We start from the raw sequence: 20,955 nt of genomic DNA, 5'->3' as shown, positions 1-20,955 counted from the left end.
AAGGCCCCCAGAAACAGGGTCGCGCCCCCGGGAGGAGCGGGACTAGCGTCCCGGCATGAGCGCTGAGCTGAGCATGAACCAGATCATCCACGCCGCGGTGCGTCGCGACGTGGCGCGCACGCAGCAGGCGCTGCGCGCGCTGCGCGAGGGCGACACCGCCCGGGTCCACCAGGTGCAGGTCGCGTGGGCCAACCTCGTGCGCGAGCTCACCCACCACCACGAGGCGGAGGACGAGCACGTCTGGCCGTTCCTGCAGTCCCGCGGCTTCGACGTCGGCCTGATGGAGGAGATGGAGGCCGAGCACGTGGCGATGAAGACCGCCCTCCGGTCCGTCTCGGCGAGCCTCCAGTCCCTGGCCGCGGCGCCCACCGCCGCCAACGCCGCCGCTGCGGCCGACGAGGTCGCTCGCGCCGAGACCGTCATCAACGGTCACCTCGACCACGAGGAGCGCGACGTCGAGGCGCTGATGGACGAGCTCAAGGAGGACGCCGAGTTCAAGGCGCTCACCAAGAAGCTCAGGCCGCAGAGCACCGTAGACGCGGCCAACGCGCTCGCGTGGATGCAGGACGGGGCGGGGGAGCGCGAGCTGTCCTCGCTCCGGGCGACCATCCCCGCACCCGTCGTCGCCGTGCTCACCACGCTGCTCGCCCGGCGCTACCGGCGCGAGGTCGCCCCGACCTGGCGCTAGCCGGCGGTGGGACGCCGCGACGCGGGCTCCCGCACGTGAGCGACACTGGGGACCACTCCCGTCCCCGACCACCAGGAGAGATCGTGTCCCTGACCCAGCTCCCGCTCCGCGTCGCCACCGGTGCGTTCATCCTCAACTCGGGCATCAGCAAGCTCGGTGCCGACGAGGGCACCGCCCAGTTCCTGCACGGTGCAGCGGCCTCCACCTACCCGACCCTGTTCAAGGACATGGAGCCGGCGAAGTTCGCCAGGCTGCTCGCCGTCAGCGAGATCGGCGTGGGCGCCGCCCTCCTCGCGCCCATGGTCCCGGCGACCGTCGCCGGCGCCGCGCTGACCGGCTTCGGCGCCAGCCTCGTCGGCATGTACCTCCGGACGCCGTCGATGACCCTGGACGACGGCATCCGGCCGAGCCAGGAGGGCACCGCGGTGGCCAAGGACGTGTGGCTCGTCGGCGCCGGGCTCACCCTGCTCAGCCAGGGCATCACCTCGGCCGCCAAGTCCGGCGCGAAAGCGTCCAAGCGGGCGATCCGCAAGGCCTCGCCGCTGTCGCACTGACACCCTCCTCCCGGCTGGACCTACCCAGCCGGGGGGATTGCCGGTGGTGTGCGCCGGGTCTACGTTCGGCTCACGGGCCGCGGCACCGTCGCCGCCCCGGGAGGGAGTCGTCATGGCTCAGCGCCGCGCCCGCCTGCTCGCCGTCACCACCGCCGCCGCGGTCGCGCTCACCGTGGCCGGCACCCAGTCGGGCGCCGAGGCCGGGGGCCGCGGAGGCCACGGGCCCGAGCCGGCCGCCCGCCCGACGAAGGTGGTCGTGATCGTCGTCGACGCGCTGAGCAAGGAGATCGTCGACCGCTACGACATGCGCAACGTCGAGGCGCTGATGAAGGACGGCGTGGACACCCCCCACGGCTACCTCGGGCACACCGGGTCGGTCACCGTCGTCACCCACAACGTGGTCACCACCGGGGCGTCGCCGAAGCACATGGGCTGGACGACCGAGGGCTACCGCGACGTCGACGGCCTCCTCGGCGCTCCGGGCGGGCTCTACATCACCAGCAACTTCGGGCTCGCCCAGATGGCGCCGCTGCAGCAGGCCGCCGGCTACCCGCACCTGTCCGACTACCTCGACGACACCGGGAAGGTGTTCACCGTCAGCCCCAAGGGGTACGCCGCGTGGGGGCTCAGCGGCCCCGGCTCCGCCCGCACCTCCACCATCACCTTCGGTAGCGGCCCGACCTGCACCAACCCCGACGGCACCACGACGCGCTACCGCCAGCCGACCGGATGGAACGTGCCGGCGTACTTCTCCACCGCCTGCGGCTCACGGTGGCTCGCGCGCCGCGACACGATCTACGACACCGGCCAGTACCCGGCGCAGCTCTACCCCGCGACCGACAACCGCTACGTCGTCGGTGCCGACCCCGCCCAGCAGGGCGGCGACGTGTGGGCCACGGACGCGGTCCTGGAGGTGATGGAGCAGGAGGGCGACGGCTGGAGCGGGATCTTCGTCAGCCTCCCGGGCGTCGACAAGGCCGCGCACATGTGGGGCGGGGTCAACGACCCGGAGGGCGCCACGCCCGGCTACGACCCCATGACGCACATGCGGTACGCCACCCGGACCGCCGACGCCCAGGTCGGCCGGATCATGCAGGCGCTCGAGGACAGCGGGCAGCTCGACGACACCCTCGTGGTGCTGACCGCCGACCACGGTTCCGTCGCGGCGGGCGAGGGCCACTTCCACGGCGACGTCGAGCCGGAGAACGACTACGGCTACTACAACTGGTACTACGGCTCCCCGGCCAACGACGTGCCCTACCTCCGCCCCCAGGAGGCGCTGCTGCCGCTCATCGAGGGCACCGACGACGGCACCGGCGCCACCAACGTCGGCCTGTCCTACAGCGACTCCTCCCTCAACGTCTGGCTCAAGGACCAGTCGGCGGCGAAGGTCGCGGAGGCGGCCGCGCTCATGGAGGACCTGCCCGACGTGACGGCGGTCTGGCGGCGCCACGGAGACCACTACGACCGGGTGACGCCGGTGCGCTGGGACCGGATGCGCGGCGCGGAGAAGCGGTGGTTCGCCGCCAAGGCGCAGGAGCTCGTGGACACCCAGGCGGCCGACTACGGACCCGACCTCGTCGCGACGCTGCCCGACGACACGACGTACTCCGTGCTCGGCGACCACGGCGGCATCCAGCGTGCCTCCCAGCAGGTCCCGATCGTGTTCGCCGGCGCGAACACCTCCCACAAGGACCTGCGGGCCGAGGTGCGGTCCGTCGACATCATGCCGACCATCCTGCGCGCGATGGGCATCGCTCCGACGCGCGCGATGGACGGCACCGCCCACGAGCTGCCGACCCGCAAGCACCGACGCTGAGCGTCCGGCCCTCTCGCGATCGACGAACGGACCGCTCGCCCGGCGTAGACGCGCGGACACAAGTCCCGAAGGGGGCGTCACGTACGCGGGGACGACTCGCGACGACCTCACTTCTGTCCGCGCGTCTACGCGGCGAGCGGAGGTGACCCCCGTCTCGCGGGTGCGGGGCGCGGGCCGGGGCGGACCCGTGCGCTCCTAGGATCGGGGCATGCCCAGCACCCCCGAGCGTCTCTACCTCGAGCTCCTGCCCGCCGTCGACATCAAGGGCGGCCAGGCCGTCCAGCTGGTGCAGGGCGTGGACGGGTCCGAGAAGCGCTTCGGCGACCCGGTCGAGGCCGCGCTGCGCTGGCAGGAGGCGGGGGCCGAGTGGATCCACCTCGTCGACCTCGACGCGGCGTTCGGCCACGGCCACAACCGCGAGCTGCAGGCGAGGATCGTCGGCGCCCTCGACATCCAGGTCGAGATGAGCGGCGGCATCCGGGACGACGAGTCGCTGGAGGCCGCCATGGCCACCGGCTGCCGCCGTGTCAACATCGGCACGGCCGCGCTGGAGCAGCCCGAGTGGTGCGCACGGGCGATCGCGACGTACGGCGACCGGGTGGCCGTGGGTCTCGACGTGCGCGGCACGACGCTCGCGGCCCGCGGGTGGACCCGCGACGGCGGCGACCTCTACGAGACCCTCGCGCGCCTCGACTCCGAGGGCTGCGCGCGCTACGTCGTCACCGACGTCAACAAGGACGGCATGCTGCAGGGACCCAACCTCCAGCTGCTCAGTGACGTCTGCGCGGCCACCGACCGGCCCGTCGTCGCCAGCGGCGGCGTGACGACCCTCGACGACATCCGGGCGCTGATGGGCCTGGTCGGGGAGGGCGTCGAGGGCGCCATCGCCGGCACCGCGCTCTACGAGGGTCGCTTCACCCTCGAGGACGCGCTCGCTCTGACCCGTCCGGAGGACCGATGAGCCTGGAGTTCACCGACTACCACGTGCGCCTGGCGGCGTACGCCCTCCTCGTCGACGGGGCCGACGAGGTCGACGGGCAGGAGCGGGTGCTGCTGACCTGGTGGAACGGCGAGGGCCACAGCGACCCGGAGTGGTCGCTGCCCGGCGGCGGCGTCGACTTCGAGGAGTCGATCCGCGACGGTCTGGTGCGCGAGGTGTACGAGGAGACGGGGTACGACGTCGTGCCGGGCGCGCTGCTCGCCGACCACTTCTTCACCGCGCGCGGGCGCACCTTCGACGGCTGGTTCCGCTCGCAGCGCTTCGTCTTCGACGCGACGATCACCGGCGGCGAGCTCGGCACCACCGAGGTGGGCGGCTCCACCGACCACGCGGCCTGGGTGTCGCTCGCCGAGCTCGAGGGCCAGCCGCGGGCCGACATCGTCGACGTCGCACTCGCGGCACGGCGCGAGCGCGAGGCACGACGATGAGCCTCGCCGTACGGGTCATCCCGTGCCTCGACGTCGACGGCGGCCGGGTCGTCAAGGGCATCAACTTCCAGGAGCTGCGCGACGCCGGCGACCCCGTCGAGCTCGCCCGCGTCTACGACCGCGAGGGTGCCGACGAGCTGACCTTCCTCGACATCTCCGCCTCCCACCAGGGCCGGGCCACCACGATGGAGGTGGTCAGCCGCTGCGCCGAGGAGGTCTTCATCCCGCTCACCGTCGGCGGCGGCGTCAGCAGCGTCGACGACGTCGACCGGCTGCTGCGGGCGGGCGCCGACAAGGTGGCGGTCAACACCGCCGCCATCCACCGGCCCGAGCTCGTCGCCGAGATCGCCGACCGCTTCGGCAGCCAGGTGCTGGTCCTCAGCGTCGACGCGCGGCGTACGACCTCCGACGCGCAGCGCACCGCGAGCGGCTTCGAGGTCACCACCCACGGCGGCCGCAAGAGCTCCGGGCTCGACGCGATCGAGTGGGCCGTACGGGCCTCATGGCTCGGCGCGGGGGAGATCCTGCTCAACGCCATGGACGCCGACGGCACCACCGACGGCTTCGACCTCGAGCTCATCCGCGCGGTGCGCGCCGAGGTCAGCGTGCCGGTCATCGCCAGCGGGGGAGCGGGCGCGGTCGAGCACTTCGCCCCGGCCGTCGACGCCGGCGCCGACGCCGTCCTGGCCGCGACCGTCTTCCACTTCGGCACCCTCAGCATCGGTGACGTCAAGGCCGGTCTGTCCGCGGCGGGCCACGCGGTCCGCTGACACCGGGGGCGGCCGTAGGATTCGCCCATGCTGAAGACCTCCCGTCGTGTGGCGAAGCGCCACCTCGCCGTCGCCACCCTCGCGACCGCCACGATCGCCCTCACGGCCTGCGCCCCGACCGACGAGGCCGACAGCGGCGACGACTCCGGGTCCGGCTCCTCGGAGACCTCCGGGTCGTCCTCCGAGAGCCCGTCGGCCGACGAGTGCACCCCCGACACGATGGACACGGTCACCGACGGCACGCTGACGATCGCCACGGACGACCCGGCCTACGAGCCGTGGTTCGTCGACAACGACCCGACCAACGGCGAGGGCTACGAGTCCGCGGTGGCCTACGCCATCGCCGAGCAGCTCGGCTACACCGCCGACCAGGTCACCTGGGTCACCGTCCCCTTCAACAAGGTCGTCCAGCCCGGTCCGAAGGAGTTCGACTTCGACGTCAACCAGGTCTCCATCACCGAGGCCCGGCGCAAGGCCGTCGACTTCTCCTCGGGCTACTACGACGTCGTGCAGACGGTCGTCACCAACGCCGGCAGCTCCCTCGACGGCGCCACCAGCCTGGCCGACCTCGCCGACGCCAAGCTCGGCGCGCAGGTGGGCACGACCAGCTACACCGCGATCACCGACCAGGTGCAGCCGTCGCAGGAGCCGGCCGTCTTCGACACCAACGACCAGGCGGTCCAGGCGCTGAAGAACGGGCAGATCGACGGCATCGTCGTCGACCTGCCCACCGCCTACTACATGTCCGCGGTCCAGCTCGACGACGGCGTGATCGTCGGCCAGCTCCCGCTCGCCGGTGACGAGGTCGAGCAGTTCGGCGCCGTGCTCGGCAAGGGCAGCCCGCTCACCGGATGCGTGTCGGGCGCCGTCGACGCGCTGCGCGAGGACGGCATCCTCGACCAGATCAACCAGGAGTGGCTGGCCCAGCAGGGCGCTCCCGAGCTGTCCTGATGCCGCACCAGGTCTCTCAGGCGGGCACGGACTGGGAGCCGTCCGAGGTCCAGCGCGCACGCGACGACTGGCGGCGGCGCCGCACGGCGCGCAGCGCGGCGATCGCCGCCGTCAGCACGCTGCTGCTGCTCGGCGCGATCGGTGGCGCGGTCGTCAGCTCGCCGGGCTGGGAGCGGGTGCAGGAGACCTACTTCGACTGGGACAAGGCCGTCTCGTCCTTCCCGGCCGTGCTCGACGGCCTCTGGCTCAACATCCGGGTGATGGTCGTGTGCTGGGTGCTGATCCTCGTGGTCAGCCTCACGGTCGCCATCGTGCGCACGCTCCATGGACCCGTCGCCTTCCCGCTGCGCCTGCTCGGGACGGCGTACGTCGACGTCTTCCGCGGCCTGCCGCTGCTGCTGGTGATCTTCCTGCTCGGCTTCGGCGGCCCGGCGCTCAGCCTCCAGGGCCTGCCGACGTCGCCGCTGTTCTGGGGCGGGACCGCGCTCGTGCTGTCCTACTCCGCCTACGTCGCGGAGGTGTTCCGTGCCGGCATCGAGTCGGTCCACCCGAGCCAGCGGCTCGCCGGCCGCTCCCTCGGCCTGTCCTACGGCCAGACGCTGCGCCACGTCGTGCTCCCGCAGGCGTGGCGCCGGGTCATCCCGCCGCTGATGAACGACCTGGTCTCGCTCCAGAAGGACTCCGGCCTCATCGCGGTCCTCGGCGTCACCGACGCCATCCGCAAGGCGCAGATCGAGACGGCGCTGGACTTCAACTACACGCCCTACGTCGTCGCGGGGTTCCTGTTCTGCTGCCTCACCATCCCGATGGCCAGGCTCACCGACCGGTACGCCCGCAAGAAGGGCTACCACGGCGCCGGAGGCCACCTGTGAGCGAGCTGCTGCGCCTCGACGGCGTGCGCAAGTCGTTCGGCGACCACGTCGTGCTGCGGCAGGTGGACCTGACCGTCGAGCCCGGCCAGTGCGTCGTCCTCATCGGCGCCTCCGGGTCGGGCAAGTCCACCCTCCTGCGCTGCGTCAACCTGCTCGAGGTGGTCGACGACGGCGTCATCACCTTCGAGGGCCGCGACATCACCGACCCGCGCGTGGACGGCGACGAGGTGCGCTCGCGGATGGGGATGGTCTTCCAGGCCTACAACCTCTTCCCGCACCTCGACGTGATCGGCAACCTCACCCTGGCGCTGCGGCTCGTCCACGGCGTCGCGGCGGACGAGGCGCGTACGCGTGGGCTGGCGATGCTCGAGCGCGTCGGCCTCGCGGAGAAGGCGTCCGCGCGGCCCGACGACCTGTCCGGGGGCCAGCAGCAGCGCGTCGCGATCGCCCGGGCGCTCGTGGCGAACCCGCGCCTGATGCTGCTCGACGAGGTCACCAGCGCGCTCGACCCCGAGCTCGTCGGTGAGGTGCTCGACCTCCTCACCGAGCTCAAGGCCGAGGGGGTGACGATGCTGCTCAACACCCACGAGATGGGCTTCGCGCGCGACGTCGCCGACCGGGTCTGCTTCCTCCACGACGGGCGCATCCACGAGCAGGGCAGGCCGGAGCAGGTCATCGACGACCCGCAGGAGGAGCGCACCCGCGCCTTCCTGTCCCGTATCCGGCACTGAGCCGTACGCCCGGTCCGCGCGTCGGTGGCGCACTGCCCTGCGGGGTGGTGCGATTCGTGCGGTGTCGGTGCCGAGGAATAGCCTGACCCGGTTGGTTGGTTGCGCTCGGCAACCGGCTGCGAAGGGTACGGGCTGGGATCTGAGGAGGCGGGCGACACCGGTGGGCAAGGACGCGGAGCTGCGGGGCACGACCACTCTCGACGGCTTCCGGGTCCTCTGGGTCGCGATCAGGCGCGAGCCGCGCGTCTTCACGGTCGCCACGCTCGGTGCGGTCCTCTTCGGCGTGCTCACCGTCGCCGACGCGTGGGTCCTGGGCTGGTCGACGCAGCACGTCCTGATCCCGGCGTTCGAGACCGGCGAGGTCGGCACCGACATGCTGGTGTGGGTCGTCGCGCTCTTCATGGCGGTCGCGATCCTGCGGGCCGTCGGCATCGTCGCGCGGCGCCTCGGCGGCGGCATCATGTACTACCGGATGCAGTCCCACACCCGGCGTGGGGTCACCCGGCAGTACCTCTCCCTGCCGATGGAGTGGCACCAGCGCCACCCGACCGGGCAGCTGCTGTCCAACGCCTACTCCGACGTCGAGGCCGCGTGGGCGCCGATCATGCCGCTGCCGATGGCGCTCGGCACGATCGTGATGATGGTGATCGCGGTCGCGCAGATGTTCGTCGCCGACGTCGTGATGGCCCTGGTCGGCCTCCTGGTGTTCCCGGCCGTCGTCGTCGCCAACCTGCTCTACCAGCACTACTCCTCGCCGCTGATGACCCGCGCGCAGGGGCTCCGCGCCGAGGTCAGCGAGATCGCCCACGAGTCCTTCGACGGTGCGATGGTCGTCAAGACCCTCGGCCGCGAGGTCGAGGAGACCGACCGCTTCCGGGCCAAGGCCCACGAGCTGCGTGACGTCAACGTCAGGGCTGGGCGGATCCGCGCGATCTTCGACCCCGCCCTGGCCAGCCTGCCCAACCTCGGCGTGCTCGTCGTGCTCGCGGTGGGCGTGGCCCGGGTGGCGAGCGGCGCCACCGAGCCCGGCGACGTCGTGACGATCGCCTACCTGCTCACCATCGTCGCGTTCCCGATCCGCGCGATCGGCTGGCTGCTCGGCGAGTTCCCACGCTCGGTCGTGGGCTACCGACGAGCCAAGGCCGTCCTCGACGCACGCGGCTCCATGGAGTACGGCCAGGACGCGCTGCCGGCGTCCGCTGCGGGGGCACTCCTCGAGGTCGACGGGCTGCATTACGCCTACGACCCGGACACCCCGCTGCTGCGGGGCGTGACGTTCGACGTCCAGCCCGGCCGCACGGTCGCGCTCGTCGGCGCCACCGCGTCGGGGAAGAGCACCCTCACCAGCCTGATGACCCGGCTCGTGGACCCCGACGGCGGGGCGATCCGCCTCGACGGCCACGACCTGCGGGGGCTGCGCCGCGGCGAGCTCCCGCGCGACGTCGCGCTGGTCCCGCAGACGGCGTTCATGTTCGACGACACCGTGCGCGGCAACGTCACGCTCGGCGCCGACGTGCCCGACGAGGAGGTCTGGGGGGCGCTGCGCACCGCGCAGGCCGACGGCTTCGTCGCCGCGCTGCCCGACGGCCTCGACACCAGGCTCGGTGAGCGCGGCACCTCGCTCTCCGGCGGCCAGCGCCAGCGCCTGTCGCTCGCGCGGGCACTCGTGCGTCGCCCGCGGCTGCTGATCCTCGACGACGCCACGTCCGCGGTCGACCCCGAGGTCGAGGCCCGGATCCTCGCCTCGCTGCGCGACGGCCGCGGGGACGGCGACGGGGACGGGGTCGGAGACGGGGACGCCTCGCTGGTCGTCGTCGCCTACCGCAAGGCCACCATCTCCCTCGCCGACGAGGTCGTCCACCTCGACGAGGGGCGCATCGTGGGCCGCGGGACGCACGCCGAGCTGCTCGCCACGAGCCCGGCGTACGCCCAGCTCGTCAACGCCTACGAGACCGACGCCGCCGAGGAGGGGAGCACCCGATGAACCCACCCCACGACGTTCTCGTCCTCCTCCGCTTCGCTCCTCCGTCCGACAACGCCGAGGGGACCCCGGAATGAGCAGCACGGCACCCACCGCCGGCACCCGGATGGACACCGGCGAGGACATCGGTGCGATCGCCACCATCCGCCTCGGCATGCAGTACTCCCCGGAGCTGCGCGAGGGCCTGCGCGTGACCCTCCTGCTCGCGGTCATCGCCTCGTGCGGGCAGATCGTGGTGCCGATCGCGGTCCAGCAGACCCTCGACCGCGGCCTCAACGCCCCGGGCGGTCCGCGCCTCGACTTCGTCCTCTGGATGGGCGTGCTGGCCGCGCTCGCCATCGCGGTCACGAGCTGGGCCTCCTACGCGATGACCCGGCGGCTGTTCACCACGTCCGAGCGCGGCCTGGCGACGCTGCGCACCAAGGCGTTCCGCCACGTCCACGACCTGCCCCTGCTCACCCAGAACACCGAGCGCCGCGGCGCGCTGGTCTCGCGCGTGACGACCGACGTCGACCAGGTGAGCCAGTTCCTCGTCTTCGGCGGCCTGATCTTCGTCGTCAGCATCGGTCAGATGCTGGTGGCCACGGTGCTCATGCTCGTCTACAGCTGGCAGCTCGCTGCCGTGGTGTGGCTCGCCTTCGCGCCGCTCTTCCTGTCGATCCGCTGGTTCCAGAAGAAGCTGTCGGCCGCCTACACCGTCGTACGCCACCAGGTGGGCGTGCTGCTCGGCGCGATCTCCGAGCCGGTCGTCGGCGCGGCGGTCGTCCGCTCCAACGGCGTCGAGGCCCGCACCCAGGCCCGCATCGACACCGCGATCCAGGACTGGCAGGACGCCTACATCCACGCCCAGAAGTTCACCGTGACGTCGTTCTCGCTGGGCGGGCTCTCCGCCGGCCTGGCCAACGCCGGCGTGATCGTCATCGGCGTGCTGCTCGGCTTCACCGGCGACATGACCCCGGGCAAGGTCCTCGCCTTCGCGTTCCTGGTCACGCTCTTCGTCGGCCCGGTGCAGATGGGCACCCAGATCCTCACCGACGCCCAGAACGCGATCTCGAGCTGGCGGCGCGTGCTGGGCATCCTCGAGACCCCGGCCGACCTCGTCGACCCGGGGCCCGACGGGGAGCAGCTCCCGCGGGGTGCGATCGACGTGCGGTTCGCCGACGTCACGTTCTCCTACCCGGGCGGGCCGCCGGTGCTGCGCGACGTCGACCTCACGATCGGCGCCGGCACACGGGTCGCGATCGTGGGGGAGACCGGGTCGGGCAAGTCCACCTTCGCCAAGCTGCTGACCCGGCTGATGGACCCTGGCGACGGCGCCGTGCTGCTCGACGGCGTCGACGTCCGCCGGATCGATGCGCGCTCGCTGCGGCGCAGCGTGGTCCTGGTCCCCCAGGAGGGCTTCCTCTTCGACGACACCGTCGCCGCCAACGTCCGCTACGGCAAGCTCGACGCCACCGAGGACGAGATCCTGGCCTCCGCGGTCGAGCTCGGGATCGACGACTGGCTGTCCGGTCTCCCGCGCGGACTGCACACGGCGGTCGGCCAGCGTGGCGAGTCGCTCTCCGCGGGCGAGCGGCAGCTCGTGGCCCTGCTCCGGGCCCACCTCGCCGACCCCGACCTGCTGGTCCTCGACGAGGCGACGAGTGCCGTCGACCCGGCGCTCGAGATGCAGATCGGCCGGGCGCTCGAGCGGCTCATGCAGTCGCGCACGTCGGTGACGATCGCGCACCGGCTGTCCACGGCCGAGAGCGCCGACGAGGTCATCGTCGTCGACAAGGGCCGGGTCGTGCAGCGCGGCCCCCACGGCGAGCTGGTGACCCAGGCGGGCAGCGTCTACGCCGGCCTGCACGCGAGCTGGGTGGCGCAGCACTCCCGCGCCTGAGCGACGCCCCGACAGGGGGCGCCGGGAGGGCTCAGGAAGCCAGGAGCTGGCTGATCAGCAGGTCGGCGTCGAAGGACGCGGACTCCTCGCCGGGGGTGACCAGGGCGACCGTGCGGGCGATGAACGCGCTGATGTCCGAGGACCGGGCCAGCAGCACCAGGTGGCCGTCGGGGGAGCTGAGCTCGATGGAGACCATGGCGCGTCCGCTCAGGCCGATCGCGGGGGCGACGTGCACGTCGCCGTCGCCCGCCGGACCCTCGGTGCCACGGATCAGCAGGTCGCGGCCGAAGGTCCACACGAGGTCGCCGTCGGAGGTCACGAAGGTCATGGCGACGGCGAACGGGTCGCTGGCCGCATAGCTGAGGACGGTGTCGATCTCGTGGCGGATGCCGCGGTCGTCCATGCACTCGACGGTGATGTCCAACGCGACGTCGGACAGGGTGTGCCCGCTACCGGACAGGTTCATCGAATGCTCCTCGTGGTCGCCGGGGTGTGGGGTCCCCTGGGTGCGATGATCATGAGACGGCATGAACGCCTGCTCGTGATGCAAAACGGCAAAATATGACCCGCCCCGGTCCAGACCGGATCTTGATGCTGACTCGTGACGGACTTGACGGTAACCACCGGTTTGCCGGGGCTGTTGCCTCTGGCACGGCCGGGTAGGTTCTCCCCATGACGGGGGCAGCGAAGCGCATCGGTCTCGAGATCCTGGGGTGGACCCTCCTGCTGCTCGGGGTCGCCGCGATCTTCCTCCCGGGCCCCGGCCTGCTCGGCATCTTCGCCGGCCTCGCGCTGCTGTCCCAGCAGTACGACTGGGCCGAGCGCCGCGTGGAACCGGTCCGGATCCGCGCCCTGCTCGGAGCCGCGGAGGGCGTCGAGACGTGGCCGCGGATCGTGGCGTCCTGCCTCGGTGCCCTGGTGCTCGCCGGGTGCGGCGTGCTGTGGATCATCAAGCCCCCGGCCCCCGACTGGTGGCCGCTGTCCGACACGTGGTGGCTGCCCGGTGGCATCTGGACCGGCGTGACCCAGGTCGCGTCGGCCTTCATCGCCGTCGGGCTGATCGTCTACAGCTACCGGCGCTTCCACGGCAGGCCGGACGAGGTCGAGGAGCTGCGGAGCGCCATCAGGCGCGACAAGGAGGGGTGAGGTTCGCGGACCCGATTCCGGGTCCGCTCCACCCATGGGATAACGTTCTGCCGAGCTCGGGCGATTGGCGCAGTGGTAGCGCGCTTCGTTCACACCGAAGAGGTCACTGGTTCGAACCCAGTATCGCCCACCCGAGATCCTCGTGAGATCCAGCCGCACGTCACAGGGCCGCGCCACCACCAGCGCGGCCCTTGTCGTTGCCGCGCTTCCCGTCCGGCGGGTGCAGCCGGAGTCCCCCGTGGAGGAACGCATACCCGCTCAACGACACCCATACGCCGGGGCTACGGCACGGTGACACGGAAGTTGCGCGCGGAGGCGCCGGCCTAGCGGAAGTCGCGCGAGGACGCCCGGGCCTGGAGCACCGCGCCGGCGCCCGGGACGACCACGTCGATGCCCTCGACCCGGTCCGCGACGAGGTTGGTGACGCCCTCGTTGCGCTCGAGGCGGCCACGGACGACCACGGCGACCCGGTTGCGTGCCGCCTGCCGGTGCGCGCGCATCACCCCGACCGAGCAGACGACGTTGAGCATGCCGGTCTCGTCCTCGAGGTTGAGGAAGGTGACCCCCATCGCGGTGCCCGGACGCTGGCGGTGCGTGACCAGGCCGCCCACGTGCACCCGCCGGCCTCCCTCGGTGTCGGCGAGCTCGGCGACGGACTTCACGCCGGCGCGGCGCAGCTCCTCGCGCAGGTGCTCGACGGGGTGGCGCTCGGGGGAGATGCCGGTGGCCCAGAGGTCGGCGAGGGTGATCTCCGGCTCGCTCATCCCGGGCAGGGTCGGCGCCTCGGGCGCCGGGGTCGACCCGGGCAGGTGGCCGGACCCCTCGGCGAAGCCGGCGGCCCACAGCGCCTCGCGCCGCTCCATGCCCCAGGCGTCGAAGGCGCCGGCCGTGGCGAGGGCCTCGAGCTGCGCCGAGGTGAGGTCGGCGCGCCGGGACAGGTCGGTGACGCCGGTGAACGGCGACTCGTCGCGCGCGGCGACGATCCGGCGGGCCACGTCGAGACCGATGCCGCGCACCGAGTCGAGCCCCAGGCGTACGGCGAGCGCGGTGTCGCGCCGGTGGGCGGGCACGGGGTCGGGTGTGCCGGGCACCCACTCGGTGCGCTCGAACCGCGGTCGGCAGCACTCGGCGGGCCCGGTGGCCGCGACGGGACCGAGCACGAGGGGCTCGAGGTCGGCCTGGGCGCCGGAGAGCGTCACGTCGGGACGGCGTACGTCCACGCCGTGGCGCCGCGCGTCCCCGACGAGGGACTGCGGGGAGTAGAAGCCCATCGGCTGGTTGCGCAGCAGCCCGGCGAGGAACGCCGCGGGGTAGTGCAGCTTGAACCACGACGACGCGTAGACGAGGAGCGCGAAGGACAGGGCGTGCGACTCGGCGAAGCCGAAGTTGGCGAAGGACAGGATCTTGACGTAGATCGAGTCGGCGAGGTCGCCGGTGATCCCGCGTCGCGCCATCCCGGTGTAGAGCGTGTGCTTCACCGACTCGATCCGCTCGACCCCGCGCTTGGACCCCATGGCCCGGCGGAGCAGGTCCGCGTCGTCGCGGCTGCAGTCGCCGAGGGTGACGGCCATGGCCATCAGCTGCTCCTGGAACAGCGGGACGCCCTTGGTGCGCTCGAGGACGGGCACGAGCTCGGGGTGGTCGTAGGCGACCGGCTCCTGCCCGGTCGCGCGGCGGACGTAGGGGTGCACCGCGCCGCCCTGGATGGGGCCTGGGCGGATCAGCGCGATCTCGATGGCGAGGTCGTAGAACTCCCGCGGACGCAGCCGCGGCAGCGTGCCGATCTGCGCACGGCTCTCGACCTGGAAGACCCCGATCGAGTCGGCGCGGCAGAGCATGTCGTAGACGGCCGGCTCCTCCTTGGGCAGGGTCGCGAGGTCCCAGCGCTCACCGAGGTGCTCCTCGGCCAGTCGCATCATGTGGTCGAGCGCGCCCAGCATCCCCAGGCCGAGGAGGTCGAACTTCACCAGCCCCATCGACTCGCAGGAGTCCTTGTCCCACTGCAGCACGGTCCGCCGGTCCATGCGGGCGCGCTCGATCGGGCACACCTCGCCGATGGGTCGCTCGGTGAGGACCATGCCGCCCGAGTGGATGCCGAGGTGGCGCGGAGCGCCCAGCATCTCCTCGGCCAGCGCCACGACGGGCGCGGGGATGTCGTGGGCGTCGGTGTCGCCCTGGTCGCCGGTGACGACGGACTTCCACCCGTCGACCTGCTTGGACCACGCGTCCTGCTGGCCGGGCGAGTAGCCCAGCGCCTTCGCGGCGTCGCGCACCGCCATCCGGGGCCGGTAGCCGATGACGTTGGCGACCTGGGCGGCGTTGCGGCGGCCGTAGGTGTCGTAGACCCACTGGATGACCTCCTCGCGCCGGTCGGAGTCGAAGTCGACGTCGATGTCGGGCTCCTCGTCGCGGTGCGCGGAGATGAACCGCTCGAACGGCAGCTGGTAGAAGACCGCGTCGACGGCCGTGATGCCGAGCGCGAAGCAGACCGCCGAGCTCGCGGCCGAGCCCCGCCCCTGGCACAGGATCCGGCGCTCGCGGGCGAACGCGACGATGTCGTGCACGATGACGAAGTAGCCCGCGAAGTCCTTCTCGGCGATGACCCGCAGCTCGTGCTCGAGCCGGTCACGTGCCTCGCGCTCGTGGGGCACGCCGGCGTACCTCTCGGCGAAGCCGCGCTCGGCCAGCACGCGCAGCCACGAGTCCGCGGTGTGGCCCTCGGGGATCTGGCGCTTGGGCAGTGCGGGGGAGGCCTTGCGCAGGTCGAAGGCCAGGTCGTCGGCCAGGCGCACGCTCCGCTCGACGGCACCGGGGTACGCCGCGAGGGCCCGCGCGGTCTCGGCACCGCTGCGCAGGTGGGCGGACCCGGACAGGTCGAGCCACCCGTCGAGCTCGCTCAGGCTGCGTCGGGCCCGGACGGCGGCCATCGACGAGGCGAGCCGGTGCTCGCGGGGTGTCGCGTGGTGGACGTTGCCCGCGGCGACGACGTCGAGGCCGTGGACGCGTGCCAGCCGGGCGAGGACCGCGTTGGTGGTGTCGGCGCCGGGGCGGGGCGAGAGCTCGACGAGGACGTCGTCGAGGCCGAAGAGGCTCGTGAGCCGGTCGAGCTGCTCGGCCGCCGCGGCCTCGCCTTCGGCGGACAGTGCGCCCGGGACGAGCCCCTTGCGGCACCCGGTGAGGACGACCCAGTGGCCACGACCTCGCTCCCCGAGCTCCTCGAGGTCGTAGACCGGGCGCCCCTTCTCGTCACCGCGCAGGTGCGCGTCGGTCATCGCCGCCGCGAGCCGGTGGTAGCCCTCGACGCCGCGTGCGAGGACCAGCAGGTGGCTGCCCTCGGGATCGGCCACGCCGTTCTGCGGGCCGGACAGGCCGAGGGACAGCTCCGCACCGAACACGGTGGCCAGGTCGTAGGCGGCGGCAGCCTCGGCGAGCAGCGGCGCGCCGTAGAAGCCGTCGTGGTCGGTGATCGCCAGGGCGTGCAGTCCCAGCCGCACCGCCTCCTCCACGAGCGCGGCGGGGGAGGAGGCGCCGTCGAGGAAGCTGAAGTGGCTGTGGCAGTGCAGCTCCGCGTAGGGCGTGGCCTGCGCCGGCCGCTCGATCGCGCGCGGCTCGGTCGCTGAGTGCTTGCGACGCGACACGGGGGCGTCGTCGGCGCCGGGAAGGCCGCTCAGCCTGCGCTCGAGCTCCTTCCAGTGCATCGTGGGGTTGTTCCAGCCCATCAGGCGCCCCCGTGCCTCGGAGGCCGCTCAGTCATACGCCGCCTCCAGCGCCCAGCCGTGGGGGCTGCGCACGAGCAGCCAGGCCCGGCCGTCGGCGCCGACGACCTGGAAGCGCGCGGTCGGGCCGTCGCCTCCCGACCACCACCCCTCGTCGGTCGGCCAGGGCCCCGCCCAGGCCGTGACCGGCTGCCAGGGCAGGGCGTTGCCGTCGCGGGGGCCGCCGACCCGGAACCGGCGCGGCTCGCCGGTGACCACGCCCCGGTCGCTCACGCGCACGTCGCGACCGGCGTCGTCGACGACCTCGGCCACCGGCGGCGCGGCGAAGACCCGCACCGGGGCGGGGCCGGGGACGCGGCCCGGCCACGGGCGGTCGAGCGGACGGAGGTCGACCGGCCGCTCGCCCCAGGGCACGAGCGACTGGCGCGCCGCCGGGGTGCGGCCGCCCTGCAGCACGGGGCGGCGCACGGCGTCGAAGCCCACCATCCCCTGCACGCGGGCCACGCCCCGCTCGACCAGGTCGTCGGACGCCGTCCCCCACAGCGCCTCGCCGTGCGCGGCGGCCGGCTCGACCACCTCGGGGACGAAGCGGATCCGCTCGACAGGCGCGGTCACCACCCCGGACTGCTTGCGGGCCCGCAGCGAGCCCCCGACGGTGGCGGACTGGAGCTGCCAGTGGACCCGGTCCACGAGGTCGCGCGCGGTGAAGAAGCGAGGGTGCAGCCACTCCCGTGAGGACCGGACGACGCCGTCCGACTCGGCCTCGACGCGCACGCCGGTGGCGACCAGCTGGTGGTGGGCGAGCTGGGTGACGAAGCGCTCGGCGGTGGTCCGCACGCTGAACGTGATCGCCTCCACGGAGTCGAGCGGCGGCTCGAAGACGACGTCCGCCTCGAGCTCCGGCGGTGGGGTGCGCGCGGCGAACAGGGTCTGGTCCTCCCCGCGGGCCCGGCGACGGACCGTGGCGCCGTGGGCCCCGAGCCGGTGCTGCACGGCGTCGGCCGGCAGGTCGGCGAGGTCGCCGAGGCTGCGCAGCCCGAGCCGCGACAGCAGGCTGACGAGCTCGCGGCCCTGCGGTCCCTCGTCCTGCAGCACCTGGACCGGCAGGCCCCTCAGGAACTCGGGCGAGCCACCCTCCGCCACCACCGACCACGCCTGGACGTCCGCCGTGCGCGCGGCCTGCTCGGCGGTGAACAGGTCGTCGGCGACGCCGATGCGGACGTCCCACACGCCCGCCTCGACGAGGGCCTGGCACACCGTCGCCGCAGCCGCGGACTCCGTGCCGTACCAGCTGCCGGGGGCGCGTACGGCGAGCAGTCCGGGTCGCAGCGCGGAGACCCCGGGACGCAGCTCCTCCACCACGGCGAGCACCGGCTCGAAGGACCGTGCGTCGCGGTCGGGGTTGGCGGGGAGCAGCAGCAGGTCGGGACACCGGGCCTGGGCGTCGCGTCGCCGCTGACCCCGGCGTACGCCCTCGGCCCGGGCGGGGCCGTTGCACACCTCGACGACGTTGGCCGACAGGACGGCGGCGGGGGAGCGGCGCGAGCGCTCCGCCTCGTCGAGCGCGGCGACCACGGACCAGTCCGGGCACCAGACGACCATGACCCTCATCCGGAGGCCGTGCGCGCGAGCGGGGGCCGCTCCTCGACCCGGTCGAGGCCGGGCCAGGTCAGCTCGGTGTGCTGCGAGGGCCGCGCGCCGCGGCGTACGGCGACGCGGGCGCGGCGCTGCTCCAGCCGTCCCGAGCCGGTGCCCGGGCCGGTCCAGACGGACTCCTCGACGCTCAGCCGGGCCTCCACACGCGGCCAGTCGCCGTGCACGACGAGCACGGCAGACCGGGTCCTCAGGCGGGACTGCAGGATCCCGGCCGTGCGCTCGTCCACGGACGCCGGCGGGCGCAGCACCACGACGCGGAGCACGTCGACGAGCGCCGCGGCCACCTCGAGCCAGTGCTCCCCGGGGTCGGGGACGAGCACGGTGCGGGAGAGCTCGATCCCGAGCTCAGCGGCGGCCTCGGCGCCGAAGTCCGTGCACCCGGCGAACCCCACCCACTCGCCCGCCCGGGAGGCGCCCGCGGCCAGCGCCAGCGCGAGCGAGGCCGAGTCGACCGCGTAGGCACCGCCCGCGCGCAGGGTCACCAGCCCGGCCAGCGCGGGCAGTGTGGGGACCGGCTCGCCGGCGGCCTTGTCCTCCATGGCCGCCACCCGCTCGCGCAGCTGCTCGACCACGGCGCGCCGGGGGTCGAGGGCGGCGACGGAGCGGGCGGACGACATGGGTCCATGATCGAACACGTGTTCGAACGACGTCAAGCGGGGTCGGGACCCCGGTCACCCCGCGGGAGGCGAGAAGCGTACGACGAGGAGGGCGACGTCGTCCTCGAGCCCGTCGCCGACCATGCCGGCGAGCAACCGGTCCGCGAGGGCCTCGGTGTCGCAGCCGCGGGAGGCCTCCACGCGGAGCAGGTCGGCGAGGTCGTGGACGCCCGCGTCGAAGTCGCGGTCGCGGCGCTCCACCAGGCCGTCGGTGTAGAAGACGAGCACGGAGCCCGGCTCGAGGCGGGCGGACCTCTCGGCCCGCACGGTCCCGGGGTCGAGCCCGAGCAGCAGGTCGCTGTCCTCCACGTCGGCGAGGTGGTGGACCTCGCCGGTCGGCGTCAGCAGGAGCGCCGGCGGGTGCCCCGCGTGCGACCAGCGCACCACGGCGCCGCCGCTTCCGTCCCTCCGCTCGAGCCGCGCGACGACCGCCGTGGCGGTCGTGCCGAGCGACAGCGACTCCATGACGGTGTCGACGCCGGAGAGGATCGCGGCGGGTGCGTCGCCGCCGTGCACGGCCACGCCCCGCAGCAGGCCACGCACCTGGCCCATCGCGGCGGCGGCCGCCACGTCGTGCCCGACCACGTCGCCGACGACCAGCACCACGTGCGGCTGCTCGTCGCCGGGGACGTGCTGGAGGAACGCGTCGTACCAGTCCCCGCCGATACGGGCGACGTCGCCGGCCGGGACGTACCTCACCACGATGTCGAGGTCGTCGAGCCGTGGCGGGTCGGTCAGCATGCTGCGCTGCAGCGTCTCGGAGAGGTCACGCTGCGACTCGTAGAGGCGGGCGTTGTCGAGCGCCAGGGCGGCGCGCGACCCGATGTCCTGCAGCAGTGCGACGTCGTCCTCGTCGAACGCCGGGCGTCCGCGGCCGCGGAAGGCGCTCACCACCCCGACGGTGCGCCCACGCGCGCGCAGCGGCGCCACGACGGCGGACGCCGGGTCGAGCACGCGCAGCCGGTCGCGGGCGGGGCCGGGGACGAGCACCGAAGCGACCTGGTCGGCGGCGTCGGCATGCATCAGCACCGGCGTCATGTCCTGGATGGTCCGCGCGAGGTAGGACTCGTCGGTCATCGCCCGCAGGCGGAGGGAGGCGTACTCCCGCAGGACCGGCTCGAGCGCGGGGTCGGCGTGCGCCCAGCCGACGTCGCGCAGCCCGCGCCGCCAGTCGGTGACCTGGGGGTCCTCCACGAGGGTCACCAGGCACCAGTCGGCCAGCAGCGGCACCAGGTGGGTCGCCAGCCGGCTGACGCCCTCGGTCGCGTCCAGGGTGGCGGTGAGCGAGTCCGACACCGACGCCAGCAGGGCCAGCCGCTCCGCCGAGCGGTCCAGCGCCTCCTGGGCGGCGCGACGGTCGCTGACGTCGACGAAGTAGACCGCCAGCCCCTCGGGGGTCGGCCATGCGCGCACCTCGTACCAGCTGGCGAGCGGGGGCGGGTACCAGGCCTCGAAGGAGACCGGCGAGCCCGAGGCCGCTGCCGCGCGGTAGCCCTCCTCGAACGGGCTGCCCACCGAGTCGGGGAAGGCCTCCCAGATGCTCTGTCCCACCAGGTGCGACCGGGTGGTGCCGAGCAGTCGCTCGGCCTCGCTGTTGACGTAGGTGAAGCGCCACTGGTCGTCGAGCTGGAAGAACGCCGAGGACATGGACTCGAGCACCCGCCCGACCCGGGCCTCGCCGTCGCGGACGGCCGTGGTGTCGTACGCCGCCCCGACGAGGCGTACGGCCTCGACGCCGTCGAGCACGGGCAGCGCGCGTCCGCGCGCCTCGATCCACCTCAGGCCGCCGTCGGGCAGCACGACGCGGTACTCCGCGGTGTACTCGCCGCAGCTCGCGATGGCGACCTGGAGGGCGTCGCTGACGCGGCCCAGGTCGTCGGGGTGGACGAGGCTGTTGAACGCCTCGATCGTGCCCCCGAACGTGTCCGTGTCGAGCCCGAAGAGCTCCAGCAGCCGGTCGTCCCAGTGCAGCTCCCCGGTGCGCAGGTCCCACACGAAGGCGCCGACCCCCGCCGCGTCGACGGCCAGGCGCCACGCGAGCCGGTCGGACTCCGCGTCGAGCGCCGGGCTCCGCGTCGTCCCGGAGCGGTCGTCGGTCACGGTGG

17 protein-coding genes and 1 tRNA gene are annotated in these 20,955 nt (G+C 73.2%); 13 read left to right on the top strand and 5 right to left on the bottom strand.

Annotated elements, in window-relative coordinates; genetic code table 11:
- Window positions 1-55: 55 nt before the first annotated feature.
- From F4692_RS17895 to F4692_RS17845, 11 genes are all read left to right on the top strand, one after another.
- Entirely contained in the window at window positions 56-688 is a 633-nt protein-coding gene (locus F4692_RS17895) for a hemerythrin domain-containing protein (RefSeq protein WP_179621069.1), read from the top strand.
- An 83-nt stretch (window positions 689-771) separates the two neighbouring features.
- On the top strand, window positions 772-1,242 hold the full coding sequence (locus F4692_RS17890) for a hypothetical protein (RefSeq protein ID WP_179621068.1): 471 nt from the start codon (window positions 772-774) through the stop codon (window positions 1,240-1,242).
- A gap of 112 nt (window positions 1,243-1,354) precedes the next feature.
- A complete protein-coding gene (locus F4692_RS17885; protein ID WP_179621067.1) occupies window positions 1,355-3,061 on the top strand; it encodes an alkaline phosphatase family protein in 1,707 nt (568 codons plus the stop codon).
- Between the two features lie 208 nt (window positions 3,062-3,269).
- Window positions 3,270-4,022, top strand: coding sequence for a bifunctional 1-(5-phosphoribosyl)-5-((5-phosphoribosylamino)methylideneamino)imidazole-4-carboxamide isomerase/phosphoribosylanthranilate isomerase PriA (priA, locus tag F4692_RS17880; protein ID WP_179621066.1), 753 nt, complete (start codon window positions 3,270-3,272; stop codon window positions 4,020-4,022).
- Complete coding sequence (locus tag F4692_RS17875) at window positions 4,019-4,489, top strand: NUDIX hydrolase (RefSeq protein WP_218858723.1); 471 nt, start codon at window positions 4,019-4,021, stop codon at window positions 4,487-4,489. The genes priA and F4692_RS17875 overlap by 4 nt, the downstream gene beginning before the upstream one ends.
- Window positions 4,486-5,259: an imidazole glycerol phosphate synthase subunit HisF gene (gene hisF / locus F4692_RS17870; RefSeq protein ID WP_179621065.1), complete on the top strand. Its 774-nt coding sequence runs from the start codon at window positions 4,486-4,488 to the stop codon at window positions 5,257-5,259. Before F4692_RS17875 ends, hisF begins: the two co-directional genes overlap by 4 nt.
- Window positions 5,260-5,286: 27 nt before the next feature.
- The gene (locus F4692_RS17865) at window positions 5,287-6,210 is read left to right on the top strand and encodes an ABC transporter substrate-binding protein (RefSeq protein WP_179621064.1); all 924 of its coding nucleotides are present in this window, start codon (window positions 5,287-5,289) and stop codon (window positions 6,208-6,210) included.
- Complete coding sequence (locus F4692_RS17860) at window positions 6,210-7,082, top strand: amino acid ABC transporter permease (RefSeq protein ID WP_179621063.1); 873 nt, start codon at window positions 6,210-6,212, stop codon at window positions 7,080-7,082. Before F4692_RS17865 ends, F4692_RS17860 begins: the two co-directional genes overlap by 1 nt.
- Window positions 7,079-7,813 carry an amino acid ABC transporter ATP-binding protein gene (locus F4692_RS17855; RefSeq protein WP_179621062.1) on the top strand — a complete coding sequence of 245 codons (735 nt, stop codon included), beginning with the start codon at window positions 7,079-7,081 and terminating at the stop codon, window positions 7,811-7,813. Before F4692_RS17860 ends, F4692_RS17855 begins: the two co-directional genes overlap by 4 nt.
- 160 nt (window positions 7,814-7,973) lie before the next feature.
- Complete coding sequence (locus F4692_RS17850) at window positions 7,974-9,797, top strand: ABC transporter ATP-binding protein (RefSeq protein ID WP_308645366.1); 1,824 nt, start codon at window positions 7,974-7,976, stop codon at window positions 9,795-9,797.
- 70 nt (window positions 9,798-9,867) lie between these two features.
- Window positions 9,868-11,676, top strand: coding sequence for an ABC transporter ATP-binding protein (locus F4692_RS17845; protein ID WP_179621061.1), 1,809 nt, complete (start codon window positions 9,868-9,870; stop codon window positions 11,674-11,676).
- A 31-nt stretch (window positions 11,677-11,707) separates the two neighbouring features.
- Here the strand turns inward: F4692_RS17845 and F4692_RS17840 are convergent, their stop codons facing one another.
- Window positions 11,708-12,142, bottom strand: coding sequence for an SsgA family sporulation/cell division regulator (locus F4692_RS17840; RefSeq protein ID WP_179621060.1), 435 nt, complete (start codon window positions 12,140-12,142; stop codon window positions 11,708-11,710).
- A gap of 206 nt (window positions 12,143-12,348) precedes the next feature.
- On the opposite strand from F4692_RS17840, the gene F4692_RS17835 reads away from it, so the two are divergent.
- On the top strand, window positions 12,349-12,822 hold the full coding sequence (locus F4692_RS17835) for a PGPGW domain-containing protein (RefSeq protein ID WP_179621059.1): 474 nt from the start codon (window positions 12,349-12,351) through the stop codon (window positions 12,820-12,822).
- Window positions 12,823-12,880: 58 nt separating this feature from the next.
- A tRNA-Val gene (locus tag F4692_RS17830) sits at window positions 12,881-12,952 on the top strand.
- A gap of 193 nt (window positions 12,953-13,145) precedes the next feature.
- On the opposite strand, the gene F4692_RS17825 is transcribed toward F4692_RS17830, so the two are convergent.
- From F4692_RS17825 to F4692_RS17810, 4 genes are read right to left on the bottom strand one after another with little or no spacing between them, the layout of a single operon-like run.
- Window positions 13,146-16,541 carry an error-prone DNA polymerase gene (locus F4692_RS17825; protein ID WP_179621058.1) on the bottom strand — a complete coding sequence of 1,132 codons (3,396 nt, stop codon included), beginning with the start codon at window positions 16,539-16,541 and terminating at the stop codon, window positions 13,146-13,148.
- A 27-nt stretch (window positions 16,542-16,568) separates the two neighbouring features.
- Window positions 16,569-18,149, bottom strand: a complete 1,581-nt coding sequence (locus F4692_RS17820) for a Y-family DNA polymerase (RefSeq protein WP_179621057.1) — start codon at window positions 18,147-18,149, stop codon at window positions 16,569-16,571.
- Window positions 18,146-18,811: a hypothetical protein gene (locus F4692_RS17815; protein ID WP_179621056.1), complete on the bottom strand. Its 666-nt coding sequence runs from the start codon at window positions 18,809-18,811 to the stop codon at window positions 18,146-18,148. Before F4692_RS17815 ends, F4692_RS17820 begins: the two co-directional genes overlap by 4 nt.
- A 54-nt stretch (window positions 18,812-18,865) precedes the next feature.
- Window positions 18,866-20,950, bottom strand: a complete 2,085-nt coding sequence (locus F4692_RS17810; RefSeq protein WP_179621055.1) for a SpoIIE family protein phosphatase — start codon at window positions 20,948-20,950, stop codon at window positions 18,866-18,868.
- Window positions 20,951-20,955: the final 5 nt, after the last annotated feature.

It is taken from the genome of Nocardioides cavernae (genome assembly GCF_013410035.1).
GTDB lineage: Bacteria > Actinomycetota > Actinomycetes > Propionibacteriales > Nocardioidaceae > Nocardioides > Nocardioides cavernae_A.
The sequence above is the reverse complement of the archived record's forward strand: the minus strand, read 5'-3'. Positions and strand labels throughout refer to the sequence as shown.

What these genes read in the sequence shown, in the direction of transcription:
- F4692_RS17815 (WP_179621056.1), bottom strand. Translation starts at nt 18,811, where the DNA reads ATGTCGTCCGCCCGCTCCGTCGCCGCCCTCGACCCCCGGCGCGCCGTG.
- F4692_RS17820 (WP_179621057.1), bottom strand. Translation starts at nt 18,149, where the DNA reads ATGAGGGTCATGGTCGTCTGGTGCCCGGACTGGTCCGTGGTCGCCGCG.
- F4692_RS17825 (WP_179621058.1), bottom strand. Translation starts at nt 16,541, where the DNA reads ATGGGCTGGAACAACCCCACGATGCACTGGAAGGAGCTCGAGCGCAGG.
- F4692_RS17840 (WP_179621060.1), bottom strand. Translation starts at nt 12,142, where the DNA reads ATGAACCTGTCCGGTAGCGGGCACACCCTGTCCGACGTCGCGTTGGAC.
- F4692_RS17845 (WP_179621061.1), top strand. Translation starts at nt 9,868, where the DNA reads ATGAGCAGCACGGCACCCACCGCCGGCACCCGGATGGACACCGGCGAG.
- F4692_RS17860 (WP_179621063.1), top strand. Translation starts at nt 6,210, where the DNA reads ATGCCGCACCAGGTCTCTCAGGCGGGCACGGACTGGGAGCCGTCCGAG.
- F4692_RS17875 (WP_218858723.1), top strand. Translation starts at nt 4,019, where the DNA reads ATGAGCCTGGAGTTCACCGACTACCACGTGCGCCTGGCGGCGTACGCC.
- F4692_RS17885 (WP_179621067.1), top strand. Translation starts at nt 1,355, where the DNA reads ATGGCTCAGCGCCGCGCCCGCCTGCTCGCCGTCACCACCGCCGCCGCG.
- F4692_RS17865 (WP_179621064.1), top strand. Translation starts at nt 5,287, where the DNA reads ATGCTGAAGACCTCCCGTCGTGTGGCGAAGCGCCACCTCGCCGTCGCC.
- priA (WP_179621066.1), top strand. Translation starts at nt 3,270, where the DNA reads ATGCCCAGCACCCCCGAGCGTCTCTACCTCGAGCTCCTGCCCGCCGTC.
- hisF (WP_179621065.1), top strand. Translation starts at nt 4,486, where the DNA reads ATGAGCCTCGCCGTACGGGTCATCCCGTGCCTCGACGTCGACGGCGGC.
- F4692_RS17835 (WP_179621059.1), top strand. Translation starts at nt 12,349, where the DNA reads ATGACGGGGGCAGCGAAGCGCATCGGTCTCGAGATCCTGGGGTGGACC.
- F4692_RS17895 (WP_179621069.1), top strand. Translation starts at nt 56, where the DNA reads ATGAGCGCTGAGCTGAGCATGAACCAGATCATCCACGCCGCGGTGCGT.